Origin of the sequence: Bacillus sp. 7_6_55CFAA_CT2, assembly GCF_000238655.1 — a bacterium.
GTDB lineage: Bacteria > Bacillota > Bacilli > Bacillales > Bacillaceae_G > Bacillus_A > Bacillus_A cereus.
This window is the reverse complement of record NZ_JH414708.1, coordinates 1,162,833-1,184,668: the sequence shown is the minus strand read 5'-3', so window position 1 is coordinate 1,184,668 and position 21,836 is coordinate 1,162,833. Positions and strand designations below refer to the sequence as shown.

Genomic DNA, 21,836 nt, shown 5'->3' with positions numbered 1-21,836 from the left:
TTTTTATACCATAATATTTAAATACTCTTTCAACTTTTTCATCTGCATTCATTTCATTTTCTTTATAATCATGAAGCGCCTGTAATACAAAATCATACTGCTCTAAAATATAACTTTCTAATTTCATAACATCCTCTAAGCTATTAAGCATAATTCTCGTATTACCAACTTCACTTTTTAACGCCGGTTCACATTTTAAACTTGTACATATTTCTTCCACATCTTCTTCTAATATCTCTGTTAATACATATTTCTTTCGCCCTTTTACCTTTAATCTCATAACTGGATAAAAAGCTTTTATATCTAAATAACTTCCTACGTTCATACAACGTAGCCATTCTACATTACGTTTATTACATGCAAGTATTTCTTTCACCGCTTCATATACCGCAGTTTCATCAAGCATAGCCTTATTTACTTTTCGTTTCCCTTCTTCTTCAATAGCTGCACACTTTTGATAAACAGCAGCACACGTAATGCAATCGTCAAATGCATTATGAGAGCTTAAACGAATTCCAAGCATTCGTTTTAACGTTTCAAGTTTATGATTAGGCGCATGCTTCATGTATTTCTTTGCTAAAAATACAGTATCAATTACTTTATTTTTAGGTTCAGGCAACCCAAGCATATTTACATTACTTTTCAAAAAGCGCATATCAAAAGAAGCATTATGGGCCACAATAACATTTGTATGTAAAAATGCTAAAAATAAAGGTAACACTTCTTCAATCGTCGGTGCATCTGAAACGCGATAATTAGTAATACCTGTTAAACTCGTTATTCGGTCCGGAATTGGCCGCTCTGGATTCACGTATGAAACAAATTGATCTACTAATTCATGATTACGATATTTCACTGCTGCAACTTGAATAATTTTATCATTATAAGGGTTAAATCCTGTTGTTTCAAAATCAATTACAACATAATCTAACGGTAAGGATACATTCCCCACTCCATACACTCCTTTATCTCTAAACGTTTATATTTCTTACATCATATCATGAAGTGATTACTACTTGAAAAAGAAAAGGCAGAAATGGGAACTCTCCACCTCTACCTTTTCACCATTATTTTAATTTAGCAACTCTTTTCTCCATCTCTTTTTGCGTCATCGGCCCAATAAACTTATCTTGAATGACACCTTTTGTATCTATAAAATACGAAGTTGGAATCGTAATTACTTTATACGCTGTTGTCACATCAATGTTCTTGTCCAATAAAATAGGAAAAGTAATTCCTTTTTCTTTAGCAAAATTGCTTACCTTCTCTTCCCCCCCACCTTTTTCTGAAGGCGTATAATTGACCGCTAAAATTTCTACGTTTTCTTTATGTTCTTTATAGAAAGCCTCCATATCCGGCATTTCTTGCTGACATGGTCCACACCACGTAGCCCAAAAGTTTAAAATTACTTTCTTTCCTTTTAAATCCGATAACTTTACATTTGTCCCATCTAACTTCGTTAATGTAAAGTCCGGTGCACTCTTCCCTATCTCAATACCATTCCTTGCGATAATCTCTTTCATCGCAGCTTCACTTTTTTCTTGCTTCACTTTTACCGCCTGCTCTTTATGACCAAACTGTTCATAAGCTGCATATCCCGCTAAACAAAGTAACACTACAATAATCGTAAGCTTCCGCCACATTTTATATCACCCTAACGTATTATCTTCTTTTAACACATTCATCAAAATACTATATACCTTATTTTAGCTTATACGGACAAGCTTGGAAATATTCACAATCTAAATAATTAGAATATTCTTATTAAAAGTGCAATTTCATCATATAATTAGAAAAGCAGATGAAGTGTTGCTTATCTAATTATGGACCCATTGACCTTTTTCCTCTCATAGTTATAAACCTACAACAAAAGGGGATTGTTTATGAATTCATTCGAAAAAACAACATTATATATTCTTAGTTTTCTTTTATACCCAGTCGGTATTATTACATGGATCATTTCACTCTTTAGTAAAGATCTTGAAAAAAAGAAAATAGGACGTATTTGTCTCTACGTCTCTCTAGTCTCATTCGTCCTTTTCTTAATTCTTGGAATTGCCACTTTCCTTATGACTGCTACTTTTAACGTTGATCTAAATCACTCCGAATCTATCGAGTATCAACTAAATGACACTGAATAAAGATTAGAGCATTGCTCTTATCTTTATTCACATCTCTTAAAAAATGAATGACTATGTATTAATTTTTCTGGACCCTCACATGCAACAATATTTCCTTCTTTCATTATGACAATACGATCTGCTAGTACCACCCTCTCTACATCATGTGTTGCCACAATTCTCGTTACATCTCTTCCTATCCCTTCAATCATATTCCAAACCAGTTCTTGATTGCCCGGATCTAACCCAGCCGTCGGTTCATCTAAAATAATAAGAGTTGGATTTGATACAATCGCGCGCAATAATGCAAGACGTTTTCTTTCGCCTCCCGAAAACTCTTCACCGCTTTTATGTAGCACAGTTTGACTCCCTTCAGGTAACCCTCTAATAATCGGCGTTACATTTATAAGTTCACTATTTTTTTCTAACTGATTTTCTAAACCCTCTTCCCCGAAATACATATTCTCTGTTACCGTCGTTCGGAAAAAACGTGGTTCTTGCCACACTGTAGTCATACGAGCTTCATTACCATAATAAGCAATGCTACCGTTAGATGGTTTATACAAGCCCGTTATTAACTTTAAAAGCGTTGTTTTTCCTGCACCGCTTTCTCCCACAATCATAACGAGTTCACCAGGACGAATTTGCAAATCAATATTATGAATTCTGCATTTCTCTTCGTCATTCTCCTGAAATGAAACATTTGTTATCCTGATCCCCATCGCTCTTTCTACATTGCTATCTGCTGCTCGTTTATTTAAAAAGCAAAAAGCTCTATTTGCCGAAGCGACTGCAACTTGTGTCATTATTAATAAATCGCCCACATAACGGACAGGGAAAAAGAGCATCTCAATTGTCGCTAACACTGCAATGAGTGAACCAACTTCTATTTCTCCCCTCATTATTTTTTGTGCACCTATAATGAGAACAACAATATATGCTCCTGTTTCAATCACCGTTCCAACTACTCCAATGCAATGTTGCATCATCGTCTTCTTTACTTCTGATTTATACGATTGTGCCGTTACTTCTTTAAATAAGCGAATTGCCCATTTTTCTTTTTGTAAACTCCGCAAATCTTGTATCCCCTTTACAAACTGTGAGACCATCTCTACAACACTTGAGTGATTTTTTTGAGAAACGCTTGCAATATCTCTTACCTTTTCTCCCATCAGTATTGGAACAATTGTACTTAAAAATAAAAACGGAGTTACCCACAATATAAACTGTATATCTATATGTTGTAGTGCTATGAAAGCTCCAATAAATTGGGCAATAGCGTGTATATATTCTATTAATATAGAGCCATATAATCTGACCCAGTTCGGAATATCAGACACGACCAAAGTTTCTAACTCTCCTTGCTTAATCTTCTCACTCTCTTCAAACGGTAATGAGAAATAGTGACGCAATAATTCTATACGTTTCGTTTGTAATATACGTTGACTCGCTTTTGAACTTATATAATCAAATAAAAGATTGTTCGCCCACATTAAAAAGTGACTACCCGCAAACAAAGCTATATATACATACGCACCTTTTAGCTCCCTTTGAATAAGATTGTCTACAATTAATCCCATGAAAATTGGGCGAGATAAATTTAAAATGGCAGCAATTATCCCACTACATACAGCTGCTATTACTAATATTTTTTCTTTCTGTAACGGTAACAGAATTCTTTTATATTCTTTCATGACGTTTCCTCCATTTTTCGTAGTAAAAAAGAAAGGGATGAAACCATATGGTTTCATCCCTTTCCATAAAATAAGGAAGCTAACTATTGTTAGCTTCCTTATCATTCATTTCAATTATTTAGTTCGACACTTTAGACTCTTCAATTTTCTCACGAAGAACCATTTGCAGAATACCACCGTGACGGTAGTAGTCAATTTCTACTTCACTATCGAAACGAGCTACTACTTCAAATTGTTTTTCATTGCCATCTGCATCAGTTGCAACTACTTTCACAAGATCGCGTGGTCTAACTGTTTTGTCGATTTGAATTTCAAATGACTCGTTACCAACAAGACCTAACGTTTCAGCACTTTCGCCATCTTTAAATTGAAGTGGTAGTACACCCATTAACACTAAGTTACTGCGGTGAATACGCTCAAAGCTTTCTGCAATTACTGCTTTAATACCTAGTAAGTTTGTTCCTTTCGCAGCCCAGTCACGAGAACTTCCCATACCGTAATCTTTACCAGCAACAACTAGAAGGCCTGTGCCATCTTCTTTATATTTCATAGCAGCATCATAGATAGACGTTACTTCACCTGTTGGCCAATATGTTGTATATCCGCCTTCTGTTCCTGGTGCGATTTGGTTTTTAATACGGATGTTCGCGAATGTACCACGCATCATAACTTCATGGTTACCACGACGAGAACCGTAAGAGTTGAAGTCAACTGGTTGTACGCCGTTTTCTAATAAGTAGCGTCCAGCTGGTGTGTGCTTACCAATTGAACCTGCTGGTGAAATGTGGTCTGTCGTTACAGAGTCACCAAATTTACCAACTACGCGTAAGCCTGATAACGTTTCAACTTCACCTGGCTCTTTAGATAATCCTTCAAAGAATGGTGGGTTTTGAATGTATGTTGAATCATTATCCCAAGTATATAACGCTTCATTTGAAGTTTGGATTTCATTCCAACGCTCATTGCTGTTAAATACTTGTGCATATTCTTTCTTGAACAGTTCAGATGTAACAACACTTTGAACTACATCTTCAATTTCTTTAGCTGATGGCCAAATATCGTTGAAGTAAACAGCATTGCCATTTGCATCTTTACCAATTTCATCATTTTTCAGGTCAATATCAACAGTACCTGCAAGTGCATATGCCACAACAAGTGGTGGTGATGCTAAGTAGTTCGCTTTTACAAGCGGGTGAATACGACCTTCAAAGTTACGGTTACCAGATAAAACAGATGTTACTAGTAAATCGTTTGCTGCGATTGCTTCTTCTAATTCTGGCGCTAATGGGCCAGAGTTACCGATACAAGTCGTACAGCCGTAACCAACTGTTTGGAAACCTAATTGATCTAAATATGTTGTTAAACCTGATTTATCTAAGTACTCAGTAACAACTTTAGATCCTGGTGCTAATGATGTTTTTACGTACTCAGGTACTTTAAGTCCTTTTTCAATTGCTTTCTTCGCAACTAAACCTGCTCCAATTAATACGTATGGGTTTGATGTATTTGTACAGCTTGTAATTGCTGCGATTGCAATTGCACCTGTTTTCATCGTTACTTCTTTATCTTCTAATGTAACCTTCACTTCTTTATCGAACTCTTGCTCATTAAATCCAAGTCCTTGTGTTCCAACTGGTGCTACAACAGCTTCGTGGAACGCATCTTTCATATCTGAAAGTGGAATTAAATCTTGTGGGCGTTTCGGTCCAGAAAGGTTAGATTCGATTGTATTTAAATCAATTTCTACAAGATCAGTATAGATTGGATCTTTACTGTCTGCTGTATAGAATAAACCGTTCGCTTTACAGTATTCTTCAACAACGCGAATTTGTTCTTCATCTCTACCTGTTAAACGTAAGTATTCTAATGAAATATCATCGATTGGGAAGAATCCACAAGTTGCGCCGTATTCTGGTGCCATGTTTGAAATTGTTGCACGGTCAGCTAAAGGCATGCTCTTTAGTCCATTACCGAAGAACTCAACGAATTTACCAACTACACCTTTTTGACGTAATACTTGCGTTACTTTTAAGGCAACGTCAGTTGCTGTAGTACCACTTGGAAGTGTACCTGTTAATTTCACACCGATTACTTCAGGTACTGGGAAGTATGAAGGCTGTCCAAGCATTCCTGCTTCTGCTTCAATACCACCAACACCCCATCCAAGAACGCCGATACCGTTAATCATTGTTGTATGTGAATCTGTTCCAACTAATGAATCTGGGTATGCAACTAAGTCACCTTCAGCATTTTTCACAGCATGAACAACTGGTGCTAAATATTCAAGGTTTACTTGGTGTACAATACCTGTAGCTGGTGGAACTGCACGATAGTTATCAAATGATTTTTGTGCCCAGCTTAAAAATTTATAACGTTCTTCATTACGTTTAAACTCTAAGTCCATGTTGAATGCAAGCGCGTCTGCCGTACCCGCTCTATCAACCTGTACAGAGTGATCAATTACAAGATCTACAGTAATTTCTGGATTGATTTTATCAGGATCTCCACCCATGTCTGCCATTGCTTTACGAAGCGAAGCCAAATCAACAACAGCTGGTACACCAGTGAAATCTTGTAAAATTACACGAGATGGTTTAAATGGAACATCGATATCTTGCACATCTTTCGTTCCCCATTTCGCTAAATTTGTAACATGCTCTTCTGTAATTACACGTCCGTCTACTTGACGAAGTACCGATTCAAGTAAAACTTTCACGGAATATGGTAATTGAGATACGTTGCCAACCCCTGCATTTTCAAGCGCTTTCAAATCATAATAATGATACGTTTTTCCATCTACTTCAAAAGTTGCACGTGATTGAAATGGATTATGTTTGACCATTATGTTTCCCCCCTGTTAAACGTGACTAAGTTGTCTGAATATAAAATGTAGACAAACTTTTCAATACCTTACGATAATATCTTATTACAACTTTCTAAATAAGTAAATAATAAGAAACTTATAGATTATCATAAGTTTTCTTTATGTTTCTAAATTTGAATAGTGTTTATGCTCTTTATGAATACTATTACCATAAAGTAAAGTGCTCTATTAGCGCTTTACTTATAGTTCATACACACTATGAACTGCTCATCATTCAACATACAAAAAATGTTATAGAGGTGAAATAAAATGGGTAAAAGAAAAGCAAATCATACTATTTCAGGAATGAATGCAGCATCCGCACAAGGACAAGGTGCTGGTTATAACGAAGAGTTTGCAAATGAAAACTTAACTGCTGCAGAACGACAAAATAATAAGAAACGCAAAAAGAACCAGTAACGAAAAATCCCAAAAGGACCATTCACCTTTTGGGATTTTTTCTAATGTTTATAGCGTAACAATTCCGAAACCGTTACAAATCGATAGCCCTGCTTTTTCAGTTCAGGTAAAATTTTTGCTAGCGCTGCTACTGTTTGACTACGATCATTTCCTCCATCATGTAACAATACGATATCGCCACTTTTAGCATTTTTCACTACATGATTTACGATAGATTCAACCCCTGGATTTGCCCAATCACGCGGGTCTTGATGCCACGACCATAGAACGGTTTGATAACCAGCTTCTTTCGCTGTTTTAAATACAGCATCGTTAATATATCCGCCAGGAGGACGGAATAGCAAAGGTTCTTTCACCCATTTTTCGAAAAATTTCTTTCCATCTAAAATATCATTTTCTAATTTTTCATCTGATGAATTACTCGCATACAAATGATTCATCGTATGATTTCCAATTTCATGTCCCTCTTTTAACACCTGTTTCACTAAATATGAATTGCGCTGCACTCGAAATCCAATCATAAAAAATGTTGCTTCTGCTTTATATTGACGTAATAAATGTAAAACTTGCGGTGTATAAGTTGGATCTGGGCCATCATCAAATGTAATGGCAATAATCTTTTCATTATTAGGTACTTCCCACGTTACATAGCCAGTTGGTTCTAGCTCTTTTCTGAGCAACATTTTCGCTTCCACTTTTTCAACTTGAAATATATGTACTGCGCATAATAAAGAAAAAACGAATAGAAAAATTTTCTGTTTTCGCATAATGTTCATTAAAAGTAAGAGGTTGTCAAATACACAACAACCTCATTTACTTTTCTAATTGATCTACATGTTGCATAATATTTTGGAGATTATTTTCGTATTGCTCAAGTTGTGGGCGTTGTGTTTCCGAAGCTACTTCTAACGCATTTTGAATCTGTTCATACGCCTCCTGAACCTCTTGGCGTAACTCTTTTAAATCATGACCGTAGTTTGGATCATTTTTCACAATGTTGTTATATGCATGTTCTGCTTGTGTAACTCCTTGCTGCGCTGCTTGAAAAGCTTGCTGTTTATCTTTATGATATGGCATTATATAATCCCCTTTCCATAATAGTTAGTCCCAATTATCTTTACCTTTTTTTCTAAAAACATTCTCGTATAAATTTGCAAACTTCTCTCATTCTAAAGAGAAAGAGGAGGTGTCACATACAATGAGCAAAAACAATCGTGAAGCAAAAGAAAAAAAGGGACAACCTGAACCATTAAGCGGATCTCATAAAGTAAAAAATCGTAACCATTCACGCCAAAAACATCATGCACATCATGATATGTAAAACAAAAGGTTCACAATAGCTGCCTTTACCACATACAATGTTTATATTTTTCCATTTATTCTTCACCCCTACTTCATTCATGCATAACATAGTATGAATTGAGATTTTACGGAGGGTGTCTTACATGGGCAAGAAAAAGAAGGATTGTCTTTTTCATGTTGATGGTTTCGAAGAATGGATGGATCAGTTTTGTTCTGACTCTTGTAGTAACTTTAGTTTCCCAAATCAAATTCATATTGACCTTTGCGAAACTGAACAAGAATACATTTTGGAAACTGATGTACCAAATGCCAATGAACAAAATGTAGTCATTAAAAAGATGGAGACAGGCCTAAACATTTGCATACTTCATAAAAACATTTCTTTGCAGCGAACTATTCCTTTACCCGCTAATGTTATTTATAAGAAGATGCTAGCCTGCTTAGAGAATGGTTTTTTGGCCATTCATATTTCCAAAAATGAAGTTGCTGATAAACATGAAAAGAAAGTTCTTTTTTCAAATTAAGAATTAATATAATACAAACATAAGCCCCAGTTGGTTACTGGGGCTTATATTATTTCGCATGCATCTCTATATTAGAATTTCTATCATATCTTTTTTTCGATAAACCTTTTGTAACTAAAAGCACAGGAAATGCCACAGTTGAAAATATAGCTAGTGCTGAAAATACTGCAAACCCATTTTGGTACCCGTAGTAATCGAGAAGTACTCCTCCAAACCACGGACCTATTACTGCTCCAATTCCCGAAAAACCCATCGCACCGAAGTATGTTCCTTTTAGATGCGCAACAGCAATATCATCAATAAATACATCCGTCATTGAAAACATTAAGACTTCTCCAATTGTAAAAATAATTGTACAAACGGCAGCACCTAGCAGAGATTCTACTACTCCAAATCCAAATAATCCTCCGCTCACAAATAAAGTTCCCACCATAATGGATACTAACGGTGTATACTTTTTACAAATTTGAATAACAGGGTATTGAATTACGACTACAACAATCGCATTTAAAGCTAGCATATATGAAAATAATTTCACTCCATCCTGAAATATATGTGCATTTGCAAAATATTGAGATACTGTTGTCGTTAAATGAGAAAAACCACAATTACTCAAAATAATACCAACTAGTGCAACTAAAAATACGACATCCTTTCGCAAAATACGAATTGCCTTTAACATTGTGACAGGCTTTTCTATATTTACTTTCTCTTTTTCAATCGCATACTTCTTAAATTGGAACGCTAATATAGCTGTATATAAAATGTATACTCCAGCTGCTACTAAAAACGGAATTGTTGATTTTGCGCTTCCAATCTGTAACCCGACAAGTGGGCCAATCGCTACTCCAACATTGATTGCACCGTAACGCAAATTATATACGAGTAAACGATACTCAGGTTTCGTTAAATCTGATAATAACGCTCTTGATGTTGGCTCAAAAAATGACCTACATAATCCATTCAAAGCATTTAATAAAAAGAAACTTAAAACATGATCTGCAAGTGAAAAACCAATGAATACAAAGACCCAAACGATCATGGACCATATTATAATCATATTTCGACCGAATCGATCTGATAAATTCCCTCCGATAAAACTAGCAAACACTCCAACAAGTGCACTCGTTCCGATAATAGCACCTGTCATTCCAGCTGATACACCTTTCACAGTCGTTAAATAAATTGCTAAAAAAGGAATACTCATTGACGTGGCGAACCTCGCAAATAAAGTCCCTATTATAATTGTCATTCCTAACGGATGAATATTTTGCAACTTCCCCTTCATCTTAAAAACCTACTCTCCCTGTTCTTACATAAAAAAAGAAAGCAAAGGATCTGCTTTCTTTTCCCTTTTTATACTTGCGCTGTTGATACCCGCGCTGTTCTCGTTATATCCATATCTATGCCATATGTAAACTGTAATTCTTTACAAACATCTTTAATTAATATTGCAACATTATACTTCTCATTAAATTGTAAAACGATGTTCTCCACTTCTTCATATGTATACTTATATTCGCCTGTAATGACACTTTTTAGATCAAAGCATTCGTTAATACAAAGTTGTACAAGTAGCTGGTCATATTTCTCTATTACATCTTCTTTCTTCCACAGTAACTCTTTTACATATAACCGATCAAACTTCACACTTTCTCGATTACAATCCGTTAAAATCCGGGTCATTTCATTTAATTCTCGATACAATTCAGAAATATTTTTGCTTAAACTAAGCAGTTTATCTACGCCATTTTCATATAACATATTTATTCCACCCCCGCATTTTCTTCTTATTATAGCAAGAAAATTCTAAAAATAGTTTCTTTCTTCTGAAATATTAGGAAACTAATTTCAATTGCTTTACAATGAAACTAGTTAATGCGAGAGGAGAAAGAAAATTGGAGCACAAATTATATTACACTGACGCTTATAAGCAAGAATTTACTACTAAAATTATAAAGCAAGATTATGATAAAGACGGTAACTTATACGTTGTTTTAAACGAAACCGCATTTTATCCGACTGGTGGCGGACAACCACATGACACTGGAACTTTAAATGGTATTGCTGTACTTGATGTTGAAGAAGTCGACGAAGAAATCCGCCACTTCATTGCAGAACAATTACACACAGAAGACGTAGAAGGTAAAATCAATTGGGAGCGCCGGTTTGATCATATGCAGCAACATGCAGCTCAGCACATTTTATCTGCTGCTTTTTGGGACTATTTCAACATAACTACGATTGGATTCCATCTTGGAAAAGAAACGATAACAATTGATTTAGAAACAGAAAATCTGCATGCAGAAACGGTTGAAAAGGCAGTACAAATTGCCAATAAAATCGTTTTTGAAAACCACCCAATCCGTATAGAGTGGATGAACTTAGAAGAAGCAAAAACATTACCTCTTCGTAAAGAACCAACTATGACAGAGAATATACGTGTTGTTATTATCGAAAATTACGACTACAATGGCTGTGGTGGAACCCATCCGAAATGCACTGGTGAAGTTGGTTCTATTCAAGTACTAGGATGGGAGCGCAATAAAGGTGGTATACGCTTAACCTTTATCGCTGGTTGGCGTACACTTAAATTAATGGGGCAACAGCAACAAATTATGAAAGATGTTTCCAAACAATTAAACAGTAGCGAAACTGATATCCCAGCAAAAGTAGCACAGCTTCTTACCTCTCAAAAGGAAAACGAAAAAACAATACAAACAATGAATGAAAAATTATTATTTGCAGAGGCAAATGAATTACTGCAACAGCCCACCGAAATACATGCTGGGTTACTTATTTCTAAAGCATTTACAGATCGTTCTATGCAAGAAATTGCAAAACTATCAGCTATCATTACAGAACAACAAGAGCATGCAATTACGTATTTCGTCATCGAAAATGATGACAAACTACAATGTATTCTCGCTTGCGGAAAAACAGTAACGCTCGATATGAATGCTCTTTTAAAAGATGCTCTTCCTGCAATTGAAGGAAAAGGTGGCGGAAATAAAAAGAGTGCACGCGGCGGCGGAAAAGCGGTGATGAACGGGGACGAGTTTTTAAATCAGCTTGTTTCTTCTTTACAGTCAGCAGTGTAAAACATGTTTATGAAGGATAGCTAACGGCTATCCTTCAACTATATTTACAGGCCTATATGTTGTTTCAACCCTTGATAACTTCCTGCATTTGCAAAACTGCCACTTATAAGATTAATAAAAGTTTCCGAAAAACCATAATAACTTAATTCGTTAATCGGTACCATTTGCACATCATGAATGGGATTATGATCGAACTCGTTAGAAGGTAGTGTAATTTCACCTTCAATCCTTTCAAGCAGAAACGTAATATGTAACAAAGATGGACTAGCATCTGGTTTATCACAAACATAGAGTAGCTTCTTAATTTTAACTTCTAATCCCGTTTCTTCTCTCATTTCTCGAATCATCGCTTCTTCTAACGTTTCACCATTCTCTACCCTTCCTCCAGGTAAAGACCAATCGCGATTAGCCACTTTTTGCTTTACTAGCAATACTTTTTCATCTTCAATTAAAATTCCCGTAACACGAACTTGCATTACATTTTCCATATGTAATCTCCTCTTCCTGTTATATTTACAAATTAATCCTTCCACAAAGAGAACATACGTTTTATAATTAAAGAAAATTATGGAAGAAAGAAGTTGTTATATTCATGCGTCCACCTTTAACAAAATCTATATCACTTGAAGATTTTCAAAACTATTATTGGTTAAAAGCAGAACTACAAACATTTTGTCGCGAGCATGGTTTGCCAGCTAGTGGCTCTAAGACCGAAATAACCGAGCGTATCTCACATTATTTAACTACGGGGAAAGTCTTAAAAAACAGCTCTGTGCAAAAAATGAGCAAAGCTCCCCTCTCTTATAAAGACCTTTCTCTTCAAACGATTATTACTAAAAATCACCGCTGTAGCGAAGATGTTCGTGCTTTTTTCAAAGAAAAAATCGGAACAAACTTCCGCTTTACAGTAGCTCTTCAAAAGTTTTTTAAAGAGAATGTTGGAAAAACATATGAAGACGCGATAACATTTTGGTATGAAGAAAACGAACGAAAAAAAGATCCTACTTATAAAACAACGATCAGCGCGCAATTTGAATACAATCGCTTTACTCGGGACTTTTTCGAAGATCCAAATAACAAAGGCAGATCAAAAGCTGATGCTATCGCTGCTTGGAATGAAATAAAAACAAAACCTGGTAGCAATGCTTATGTTCCTCAAAAAGTAGAAAACTAGAGTGAATTCATTAAAAATCAAATTCTAAAACAAATTTTAAATTTACTCCTAGGACATTATATATATGTTTTAGGAGTGAATATACAATATAACTAATCATACAAATCGATTTATCCGGTGCACTATCCTTCCCTTTCTTCATTTTCTCATCACATATCTTCTCTAATACCTTAAGTCCTTTATCTTCTCCAAACTTTTTCTCCTCCAATGACGAAGAGAAGTATTTATTCTCCATTTGTATGCTCCTTATTAGCAAATACAGCTTCTAAAATTAAGGACATAATCCTATATAGCAAAAACATACAAGCATACTCATAAACAACAACATATATTTAAATATACCTTTATATGAAAGGCTGGGATATACCATGAATAAAGTTATTTGTTGCACTCCATCAGCAATAATAAAAGATAAAATTTGCATTCCTTGGTCTATCACAGGTGGAGAGATGGGAATACAGACTATATATACTAACAATTTGTTAAATCATATTTCTTCAACTGGATATATCAAATACGAGACAGGTGTTCAAGAAATAGGTGTTACTTTCTTTCAAGATACAAATGTCTTAAACTCAATCATAATTCAACCTGGAAGTGTCAGTAATTTTACTATGAAAAATTTTACTAGTATCCAAATAACAACTGGATTTGGTCTACATCAAGGTGAATTTTGCATCACGGTTTCATATCAATTTTAAACAATAAAACATTTAAACTTCATATTATGCTCTACATTTGGTAAGGTAGTTTGAAATAAGCTAGATGCAAACGAATAAGCCTGCCCTACATTTCAAATATTCTAATCTTCTATTTTCTCAAATATTAGCGCCAGTCCTATCCCACCCCCAATTCCTAACGTTGCAATTCCATATTTCATATGCTCTCTTTGCGCCTGATAAAATAAACGTGTTACAAGCATAGCCCCAGATGCACCGTACGGATGACCGAGTGCAATTGCCCCACCATTTACATTTAATTTTTCATACGGAATTTGTAACTCTTTTGCACAAGCAACAACTTTTGAAGCGAATGCTTCATTTATTTCAAAATAATCGATGTCCTCTATTATTAAATTCATTTCATTTAATAATTTGTTCACCGCAAATATCGGACCAGTTCCTGGAAGATTTGGATTCACTCCCACTACAGCACTACGAACGAAACGAAGGACAGGTTTATAACCTAACTTTAGGGCTTGTCCCTCTTCCATTACAAGAACAGCACATGCCCCATCATTTACACCACATGAATTACCTGCCGTCACTGTTCCATTTTGTAAAAATGCGGGTTTTGTTCTTTTAATGATTCGTTCAAAATTCATTTCTGGCTTTATAGACTCATCTAATAATCCATTAAAAGAAAATATTTCATCATGTATATACCCTTTTTCTAACGCTTGCAGTGTCCGCTTATAACTAAGACAAGCGTACTCGTCTTGCATTTCTCTCGTTATGTTATAACGCTCCGCAACATATTCAGCCGCTACTCCCATGTCAGGATCACCAATTGTTTCAGGTGAAAATCTTGCTCTTTTTTGAAAAGGTGACGTACTTGTACTCTCTACTCCTCCGGCGATATAGCACTTACCTGCCCCGCCTTGAATGAGATGACACGCAGTTCGAATTGCTTCTAAACCAGCACCACATTGCCGATCAATCGTTACACCAGGAATATGATAGCCAAGTCCTGCCGCTAAAGCAGATAGTCTCGCAACATTCCCTCCTGGCCCAACAACATTACCTAATATAACATCGTCTATCTCTCTCTCAATTCCTCTACTTAAAAACGTAAGAAGCGGCGTTGCTAATCGCTGGACTTCATACTCTTTTAACATCCCATTCTTCTTACCGATAGGTGTTCTTTTCGCCTCTACAATAACTGCTCTATTCATATATTTTCTCCCTGTTTTCAATCATACTTTTTGCTTCCATACGAGCGATTTTCCCACTATTTGTATAAGGTATTCTATCTACAAAATGCCATTCTTTCGGTATTTTAAACGAGGATAGTCGTTGTAAGCAAAAACTCTTTAATTGTTGTTTCGTAGCACTTCCTTTTACGATCGCGACGGGCTTTTCACCCCAGTAACTATCTTTCACATTAATTACAACTATTTCATCAACAGCTGGGTGTTCATGTAATACACTTTCTATTTCTTCTGGATAAATATTGATTCCTCCAAATAAAATCATATTCTTCTCTCTACCAACAATATATATAAAGCCTTCTTCATCTTCATAGCCTACATCTCGCACTGTCATCCAGCCTTCTGCATTCAACTCCTGTGTTAAAACCCCATCTATTATGTATCCCATAAAAAACTGATCACTTTTCACATAAACAGTTCCTATCTCGCCTTTTTGTACTTCTTCGCCTGCTTCATTACATATTCGAACTTGCACATTATGACAAGGTTTTCCTACTGAATTTAGCCTTCTTTCGCTTTCTGCATCGACTAGTGCTGTTACAAAACTTAACTCTGATGCACCATAAAATTCATATCTTTTCGCATAAGGAAATATATTCTTTATTTTTTCTTTCGCTTCAGCTTCCCATTTCGCTCCTGATGAAATAATTTTCATTTTATTTTCTATTACTCTATTTTCTTTATATAAAGATTCAAGCATTGTCGGAACTGTATACATAACCGATATATTTTCAGTTTCTAACTTATCTAATACTTGATTCGGAATGAACTTTCTCATAATGTGCAACGTTTGTCCTACATATAATGCACTTATTGCCCCGTATAAGAAAAGAGAATGAACGAGCGTTCCAGCTATTAAAATTGAATCCTCCATTTTCATATGAAAATCATGTACATTACAATCAAAACTATGAACCCACGATTGCTGTGCGCGTAAAAATGCTTTTGCTTTTCCAGTTGATCCTGATGTAAATCCCATATAAAAGGGAGCATTTCGTAAACTTTCTACAGTGGAATGTGTAGGAAGATATTTCTCCATCATTCTTTTCCACTCATCAATTTCAATTACTCTTCCTTCTTCATGCGGTAAATCATTTACCTTATATCTTTCTGTCACAATCATATCCGGATTACTGATTTCAATTCTTTCTCTGAGCTCATCTTGTTTCCACTTTATATCTAACGGAACACAAACCCACCCGGCCATAGCAGCACCAGCAAATAGTTGTAAAAACTCTATATGATTTTCTAATAGGATTGCTATTGTTTTATTTTTTGATTCTGTTGCATGCAACCAGTTTGCTACTTTACAAACTGATTCGAACCACTCTTTATATGTTAAAACTCTATCATTTTCCTTTATCGCTATTTTATTTGGTTGTAAAGAGGCTTGCTTTTTGTATTTTTTTGTAACACCCATATGAGACGTCCTTTCTTTACAAAAATAATAAAAAAAAACACGCAATGTACGTGTTTCTTCCCTTTATCATCCCGCATTTGTATATTTTCCATTCTTTAAAGCGGGTGTAATAATATGTTTCAATGAACGATGTAATTTTGTTACGAGAACTGCCGCAATAATTGCTTTTATACAATCCCCTGGTAAAAACACAGCACTCACTTTCATTGTCTCCCATACAGAAACATCCATTAAAAACGCTTGTACAATAATACCAAATACATAAACTACGAAAATACCACCAATTATATTAATACATAATACTTTTATAATAGAAACTTCACGTAAACGCTCAATTAAATAACCAATAACAAACGCTCCAATGATGTAACCAAGTAAATATCCTGCACTTGGCCCAACAAATACACCAAGGCCACCGCGGCCACCAGCAAGTAATGGTGCTCCAACTCCTACAATAAGTAAGAAAATAAGCTGACTTAATGCACCAAGGCGTGACCCTAACAACCCACCCGCAAGCATAACACCGAGTGATTGCAATGTAATCGGAACTGGTGTAATAGAAAGAGCAATCGGAGGTATTAACCCTAACACTCCCATAATAGAACTAAATAAAGCGACGAAAACTAAGTTTTTTGTATTCATATTTGCTTCTCCTATTTGTAAACTTAAAATTGTTTTTGGATAACATATTACAAAAATTATATTATCTTTCCACCCCTCTTTTGTCAACCGTTAATGTATTAGAGTTTACAAATAGAAGTTCACTTATTTCTCTCTATGCAAATGCTCCAGTTCTTTCCGAAGCGCCTGTTTTAAAAACTTCCCAACAGATGTTTTCGGTATTTCTTCCATAAATACAATATCATCTGGCAACCACCACTTCGCAAATTGTGGTTTTAAAAACTCATATATTTCTTCTTTTGTAACCGTACTATTTTTCTTTTGAACAACGCAGGCAATTGGTCGCTCTTGCCACTGAGGGTGAGGAACTGCAACGACAGCCGCTTCAAATATAGCATCATGTGCCATTAAAGCATTTTCAAGATCGACCGAAGAAATCCATTCTCCTCCGCTTTTAATAACATCCTTCGTACGGTCAACAATTTTCACGCAACCTTCCTCATCCACTGTGACAACATCACCAGTATATAACCATCCATCGCGAAAACCTTCAACAGTACGATCATCGTTATAATAGCTTTCAGCGATCCAAGGTGCTCGTAAACATAATTCTCCCATCTCAGTACCATCCCACTTCACTTCACCATTTGTACCGACTACTTTCATCTCTACACCAGGGACAAGATATCCTTGTTTTGAGCGGATTTCTAATTGCTCTTCATATGATAATTCTGTTTCATAACTTTTTAAACGTGCAAGTGTTACGAGTGGGCTTGTTTCAGTCATACCATATGCATGTACGAAAGGAACATTATATTTTTGTTCAAATGCTTTAATAACGCTTTTCGGTGCAGCAGCACCACCGCATAATATTCTCGTTATACTAGATAAATCGTAACTATTATTTTCTAATTCTTGTAATACACCGAGCCAAATTGTAGGCACACCTGCTGCTATCGTTACTTTTTCAGCTTGAATCATCTCTAATAAAATTTTTGGAGTAAACATTGGTCCTGGCAGAACTTGTTTAGTTCCAAACCAAGTAGCTGCAAAAGGAAGCCCCCAAGCGTTCACATGGAACATCGGTACAATTGCCATCGCCGCATCACTTTCCGATAAAGCAGCTGTATCCGCTAAACCGAGTGCCATACAATGCAATACAGTACTACGATGCGTATATACAACACCTTTTGGGTTTCCTGTAGTCGCTGACGTATAACACATACCAGCAGGTGTATTTTCATCAATATCTTTTACAAATTGGAAATTGGGATTGCCTTCTTCTAATAGCTTTTCATAATGATATACAGGCTCCAGCATAGTATTTGGAAGTTCATCTTTATCAGTCATAATAATGTAAGCTTGTACAGTTGATAATTGTGATTGAATATTTTCAACGAGCGGTACGAGATCTTCATCTATAAGTAGAATTCGGTCTTCTGCGTGCTGAATAATGTATGAAATATGTTGAGGAGATAAACGAATATTAATCGTGTGCAAAACAGAAGCAATACCTGGAATAGCAAAATACGCTTCTACATGTCGATGATGGTTCCACGCTAACGTTCCTACACGTTCACCTTCTTTAATTCCAAGCTTTTTCAACGCACTGGAAAGTCTTCTCGTCCTTTCCCCTAACTGCTTATACGTTAACGTTGTAACTGTATCATGTGTCCGTGAAACAATTTCTTTCTTCGAAAACAGTTTCTCTGCTCTTTCCATCATAGAACTAATTGTTAGCGGTACATTCATCATCATATTGGTTATATCCCCCTTTAAAGCGTTTTCATTTTTCGTTTATTATAACAGAATTCCGCAAATGGTTACGAAATTTTTCTGTTTTTTCTGAATTATTTCTTTGGAAATAATTCAGAAAAAACATGTTTTGAATACATTGATTCGAAACATGTTTTTTATCTTTTATAAACTATCTACCTTTTTTCTTACTTTCTTTTTCAGTTTAAAAATAAAACGATTACTGTATTCCTTATTTTCTACTAAAATTCGATATATCTCCCATACTCCTAACACACGAACAAAAAGATAAACTCCGATAGCAATAAGTACAACACAGTACGGATAATACTGAACTAATTCCCCTGAAGTGATATGCTTTTTCTCAAACAAAAACGGGATCGCGCCTGCTGCTATAAAACAAAATCCAACGATCATTACCGCAGCATACTTCTTCTTAATAATCACATATCTTTTTGTCAATTCTTTTAGAAAGTTTTGATCAAATAGTAGTTCTTCCTTTTTCAATACATTGTATCGACTCTCTTCTATCGTTACAGGTGCCATCATTGCTCCAATTCCAAGAACAGCAATGATAATGACAAGAAATGTCGACATTGTTGCATTTTCTTTAAATAATAGATACGGTATTGTAGACAAAATAAGCAAACTAAACCCTAACGCTATATATTTTGAAATCTTTTGTCCGTACACTATATACCCTTCTGCCATTTCCTGACTTACGTAATAGCCATCCACATTTTCATTACTTTGCTCTGCAGTTTCTTTTAATAAATAGTCGAGTGATACTTCAAAAACATTTCCAATCATTATTAACTTTTCAGTTTCAGGAAAACCTTGACCGTTTTCCCATTTACTAACCGCTTGCCTTGTTGTGTTTAATTTTTCAGCTAATGCTTCTTGAGAAAGGCCCTTTTCCTTTCTTAATTTAAAAAGCTTTTCACCAAATCCCATATGTGTGTCCCCCTTTGTTTTCTTACCTAAATTGTATGTAAACATTGCCTTTATCTCTATCTTCCCGCGGTTGCACTTTGTCAACTTACGGTTGCGAATGTGTTATTTAGCGTTTTTTTCTATACTTAGAACGTTAATAAAAATAGCGCTTCCTAATAGTCCATTTGTTGTTATCAAAATAAAAAAACTCCTTAATTCATTTAAAGGAGTTTTCAATGTAAGATATTTCATTGATTCATATATCTTTCTCTAGATATAAAATACCTTTTTGTATCACGATTCTTACCTTTAATAAACATATCCTTCTGAATTGTATATTTGTACTCCATATTCAAACGTTTCATTAATTTTTCAGATGCTTCATTTTCTGAATCACATCCCGCTTCAATACTATTAAGATGCAATTCATGAAAACCATAGTAGAAAAAAACTAACACAGCCTCCGTAGCTAATCCTCTTCCCCAATATTTTCGAGATAAGGCGTATGCAATTTCTGCTGTATGTGTGACCAAATCATATTTTATAAATCCACACGTGCCTATAAGTTTTTTTCCTCTTTTAATACAATTCCAAGAGGTGCTACTTGCCCTCCATTGTACTGACCCACAATTTCTTCTATATAGTTATATGTGTCACATAACGATCGATGAGCATCCCATACAGTAAAAGTTGTCATCTCTTTATCTGTAGCATACTCATATATATGTAAACTATCACTCATATTCATTTTCCTTAACATAAGTTGTTTCGTATACAAAGTTGGATATGACCACTTCTCAATAATCATAACGGTTTCTGTTTAAACCTTTCATAATTCCTTACCTTTAATAAAAGGATATTCCCACAATCTGTACAAATATAAGCATCCACCGGCGAAGATGTGAACATCGTTTCCTTTTTTCGTATTTGTGCATATCCGACAAACTCACCTTCTCCTATATTTTGAGAACCACAATTAGAGCATGTCTGCACGGCTTTTTGTTTCATGAGAGCACCACCTTTAATCTGTTTCTACTCCCTTCGACAGTTCACTTCCATTTCCCTTCCAAAAAACCTCTTATTCTCTCACATTTCAACAGGAATCTCAAAACAAAAATCGTATATGTACTATGAAATATATTTATTAACGGAGGAATTTTATGACTACTGTTATGACACTCGATATGGCAACAGAAATTGAAAATGCAGAAATTGATATGCTCTCTTCTAAATTAGAGAGACTACAAACAATGAGCGGAAACCCAATGCAAGTGCAAATGAAAAAATTCGGTAGTGCCACTGCCTTTTCATCAAAAATAATTGCTGGTCCTGCTTTTAATACGGTAAAAGGTATTACATTTACAAATACAGATGAGTTAGATGAAATTATCTCTTATTATCAATCACTACAAATCACTTGTCGTTTTGAAATTACCCCAGCACAAGGTACAACTGAATTATTTCAATACTTATCTCAAAAAGGGTTTTATCAATCTAGCTTCCATACTGCTTTGTATAGTATACCGAGAGAGGGTTCATCACTTCTTCCTTCTAATATTACAATACGAAAACTAAAAGAAAATGATTTTGATATTTTTGCAGACATTTATGTACGTGGATTTAATATGCCATCCTTTACAACAGATGGTGTGCGCCAAAATAATGAAATTCTTTACAATGAACCAGGATGGCATTTTTTCATAGCTGAAGTTCAAAATATCCCTGCTAGTATTGGTGTCCTGTATATAAATAAGGGTGTCGCATCATTAGCTGCTTCTGCTACTTTGCCAGAATTTCAACGTAACGGCTGTCATACTGCATTAATTCAAAAAAGAATAGAAAAAGCTATAGCGACAAATTGTCATTTAATAGTTGGCCAAGCCCGCTTTGGTAGCCGCAGTCAAAATAACATGGAACGGGCCCATATGAAAATTGCTTATACAAAATCAATATGGACCGCAAAAGACATATTATAATTT

At 35.3% G+C, this 21,836-nt stretch carries 23 protein-coding genes and 2 pseudogenes; 8 read left to right on the top strand and 17 right to left on the bottom strand.

Annotated elements, in window-relative coordinates:
• Positions 1–3: 3 nt before the first annotated feature.
• Both HMPREF1014_RS06375 and HMPREF1014_RS06370 read right to left on the bottom strand, forming a co-directional pair.
• Positions 4–952, bottom strand: a pseudogene (locus tag HMPREF1014_RS06375) (3'-5' exonuclease).
• A gap of 115 nt (positions 953–1,067) precedes the next feature.
• Positions 1,068–1,643: a redoxin domain-containing protein gene (locus tag HMPREF1014_RS06370; RefSeq protein ID WP_000269054.1), complete on the bottom strand. Its 576-nt coding sequence runs from the start codon at positions 1,641–1,643 to the stop codon at positions 1,068–1,070.
• Between the two features lie 240 nt (positions 1,644–1,883).
• Between HMPREF1014_RS06370 and HMPREF1014_RS06365 the strand changes: the two genes are divergently transcribed.
• Positions 1,884–2,141: a hypothetical protein gene (locus HMPREF1014_RS06365; RefSeq protein WP_001083887.1), complete on the top strand. Its 258-nt coding sequence runs from the start codon at positions 1,884–1,886 to the stop codon at positions 2,139–2,141.
• Between the two features lie 23 nt (positions 2,142–2,164).
• Here HMPREF1014_RS06365 and HMPREF1014_RS06360 read toward each other — a convergent pair whose 3' ends face one another.
• Positions 2,165–3,814 carry an ABC transporter ATP-binding protein gene (locus HMPREF1014_RS06360; RefSeq protein WP_009326627.1) on the bottom strand — a complete coding sequence of 550 codons (1,650 nt, stop codon included), beginning with the start codon at positions 3,812–3,814 and terminating at the stop codon, positions 2,165–2,167.
• Between the two features lie 118 nt (positions 3,815–3,932).
• Complete coding sequence (gene acnA, locus HMPREF1014_RS06355; protein ID WP_000238556.1) at positions 3,933–6,656, bottom strand: aconitate hydratase AcnA; 2,724 nt, start codon at positions 6,654–6,656, stop codon at positions 3,933–3,935.
• A 291-nt stretch (positions 6,657–6,947) separates the two neighbouring features.
• On the opposite strand from acnA, the gene sspO reads away from it, so the two are divergent.
• Positions 6,948–7,097 carry a small acid-soluble spore protein SspO gene (sspO, locus tag HMPREF1014_RS06350; RefSeq protein WP_000518051.1) on the top strand — a complete coding sequence of 50 codons (150 nt, stop codon included), beginning with the start codon at positions 6,948–6,950 and terminating at the stop codon, positions 7,095–7,097.
• A gap of 41 nt (positions 7,098–7,138) precedes the next feature.
• Here sspO and pdaB read toward each other — a convergent pair whose 3' ends face one another.
• A complete protein-coding gene (gene pdaB, locus HMPREF1014_RS06345; protein WP_142323832.1) occupies positions 7,139–7,864 on the bottom strand; it encodes a polysaccharide deacetylase family sporulation protein PdaB in 726 nt (241 codons plus the stop codon).
• A gap of 46 nt (positions 7,865–7,910) precedes the next feature.
• Positions 7,911–8,174 (bottom strand): hypothetical protein, encoded by a 264-nt coding sequence (locus tag HMPREF1014_RS06340; RefSeq protein ID WP_001146293.1) that lies wholly within the window; start codon positions 8,172–8,174, stop codon positions 7,911–7,913.
• Between the two features lie 121 nt (positions 8,175–8,295).
• Between HMPREF1014_RS06340 and HMPREF1014_RS06335 the strand changes: the two genes are divergently transcribed.
• Entirely contained in the window at positions 8,296–8,418 is a 123-nt protein-coding gene (locus HMPREF1014_RS06335; protein ID WP_000042141.1) for a small acid-soluble spore protein P, read from the top strand.
• A gap of 124 nt (positions 8,419–8,542) precedes the next feature.
• Positions 8,543–8,923 carry an Hsp20/alpha crystallin family protein gene (locus tag HMPREF1014_RS06330; protein ID WP_000516730.1) on the top strand — a complete coding sequence of 127 codons (381 nt, stop codon included), beginning with the start codon at positions 8,543–8,545 and terminating at the stop codon, positions 8,921–8,923.
• A gap of 49 nt (positions 8,924–8,972) precedes the next feature.
• Here the strand turns inward: HMPREF1014_RS06330 and HMPREF1014_RS06325 are convergent, their stop codons facing one another.
• Positions 8,973–10,211 carry an MDR family MFS transporter gene (locus HMPREF1014_RS06325; RefSeq protein ID WP_000676826.1) on the bottom strand — a complete coding sequence of 413 codons (1,239 nt, stop codon included), beginning with the start codon at positions 10,209–10,211 and terminating at the stop codon, positions 8,973–8,975.
• Between the two features lie 68 nt (positions 10,212–10,279).
• On the bottom strand, positions 10,280–10,687 hold the full coding sequence (locus HMPREF1014_RS06320; RefSeq protein WP_000965133.1) for a hypothetical protein: 408 nt from the start codon (positions 10,685–10,687) through the stop codon (positions 10,280–10,282).
• 134 nt (positions 10,688–10,821) lie between these two features.
• Between HMPREF1014_RS06320 and HMPREF1014_RS06315 the strand changes: the two genes are divergently transcribed.
• Positions 10,822–12,024, top strand: a complete 1,203-nt coding sequence (locus tag HMPREF1014_RS06315) for a serine-tRNA(Ala) deacylase AlaX (RefSeq protein ID WP_000400389.1) — start codon at positions 10,822–10,824, stop codon at positions 12,022–12,024.
• Positions 12,025–12,068: 44 nt separating this feature from the next.
• Here the strand turns inward: HMPREF1014_RS06315 and HMPREF1014_RS06310 are convergent, their stop codons facing one another.
• Complete coding sequence (locus HMPREF1014_RS06310) at positions 12,069–12,512, bottom strand: NUDIX hydrolase (protein WP_000432563.1); 444 nt, start codon at positions 12,510–12,512, stop codon at positions 12,069–12,071.
• A 104-nt stretch (positions 12,513–12,616) separates the two neighbouring features.
• On the opposite strand from HMPREF1014_RS06310, the gene HMPREF1014_RS06305 reads away from it, so the two are divergent.
• Positions 12,617–13,198: a DUF6434 domain-containing protein gene (locus HMPREF1014_RS06305; protein WP_001247743.1), complete on the top strand. Its 582-nt coding sequence runs from the start codon at positions 12,617–12,619 to the stop codon at positions 13,196–13,198.
• Between the two features lie 10 nt (positions 13,199–13,208).
• On the opposite strand, the gene HMPREF1014_RS06300 is transcribed toward HMPREF1014_RS06305, so the two are convergent.
• Positions 13,209–13,433 (bottom strand): hypothetical protein, encoded by a 225-nt coding sequence (locus HMPREF1014_RS06300; RefSeq protein WP_000428982.1) that lies wholly within the window; start codon positions 13,431–13,433, stop codon positions 13,209–13,211.
• Between the two features lie 133 nt (positions 13,434–13,566).
• Between HMPREF1014_RS06300 and HMPREF1014_RS06295 the strand changes: the two genes are divergently transcribed.
• A complete protein-coding gene (locus HMPREF1014_RS06295; protein ID WP_009326626.1) occupies positions 13,567–13,899 on the top strand; it encodes a DUF3992 domain-containing protein in 333 nt (110 codons plus the stop codon).
• A gap of 101 nt (positions 13,900–14,000) precedes the next feature.
• Here HMPREF1014_RS06295 and HMPREF1014_RS06290 read toward each other — a convergent pair whose 3' ends face one another.
• From HMPREF1014_RS06290 to HMPREF1014_RS06255, 7 genes and pseudogenes are all read right to left on the bottom strand, one after another.
• On the bottom strand, positions 14,001–15,092 hold the full coding sequence (locus HMPREF1014_RS06290) for an acetyl-CoA C-acyltransferase (protein ID WP_001078013.1): 1,092 nt from the start codon (positions 15,090–15,092) through the stop codon (positions 14,001–14,003).
• On the bottom strand, positions 15,085–16,548 hold the full coding sequence (locus HMPREF1014_RS06285) for an acyl-CoA synthetase (protein ID WP_000539232.1): 1,464 nt from the start codon (positions 16,546–16,548) through the stop codon (positions 15,085–15,087). The genes HMPREF1014_RS06290 and HMPREF1014_RS06285 overlap by 8 nt, the downstream gene beginning before the upstream one ends.
• A 66-nt stretch (positions 16,549–16,614) precedes the next feature.
• Positions 16,615–17,190 (bottom strand): biotin transporter BioY, encoded by a 576-nt coding sequence (locus HMPREF1014_RS06280; RefSeq protein WP_001093332.1) that lies wholly within the window; start codon positions 17,188–17,190, stop codon positions 16,615–16,617.
• 123 nt (positions 17,191–17,313) lie between these two features.
• Positions 17,314–18,927 carry a long-chain fatty acid--CoA ligase gene (locus tag HMPREF1014_RS06275; RefSeq protein ID WP_000980203.1) on the bottom strand — a complete coding sequence of 538 codons (1,614 nt, stop codon included), beginning with the start codon at positions 18,925–18,927 and terminating at the stop codon, positions 17,314–17,316.
• A 162-nt stretch (positions 18,928–19,089) separates the two neighbouring features.
• Positions 19,090–19,878, bottom strand: coding sequence for a helix-turn-helix domain-containing protein (locus HMPREF1014_RS06270; RefSeq protein WP_000505614.1), 789 nt, complete (start codon positions 19,876–19,878; stop codon positions 19,090–19,092).
• Between the two features lie 227 nt (positions 19,879–20,105).
• Positions 20,106–20,665: pseudogene (locus tag HMPREF1014_RS31015) on the bottom strand (GNAT family N-acetyltransferase).
• Positions 20,662–20,865, bottom strand: a complete 204-nt coding sequence (locus tag HMPREF1014_RS06255; protein WP_000810193.1) for a hypothetical protein — start codon at positions 20,863–20,865, stop codon at positions 20,662–20,664. Before HMPREF1014_RS06255 ends, HMPREF1014_RS31015 begins: the two are co-directional and overlap by 4 nt.
• Before the next feature lie 152 nt (positions 20,866–21,017).
• Here HMPREF1014_RS06255 and HMPREF1014_RS06250 point away from each other — a divergent pair, with 152 nt between their 5' ends.
• Positions 21,018–21,833: a GNAT family N-acetyltransferase gene (locus tag HMPREF1014_RS06250; RefSeq protein WP_000214349.1), complete on the top strand. Its 816-nt coding sequence runs from the start codon at positions 21,018–21,020 to the stop codon at positions 21,831–21,833.
• Positions 21,834–21,836: the final 3 nt, after the last annotated feature.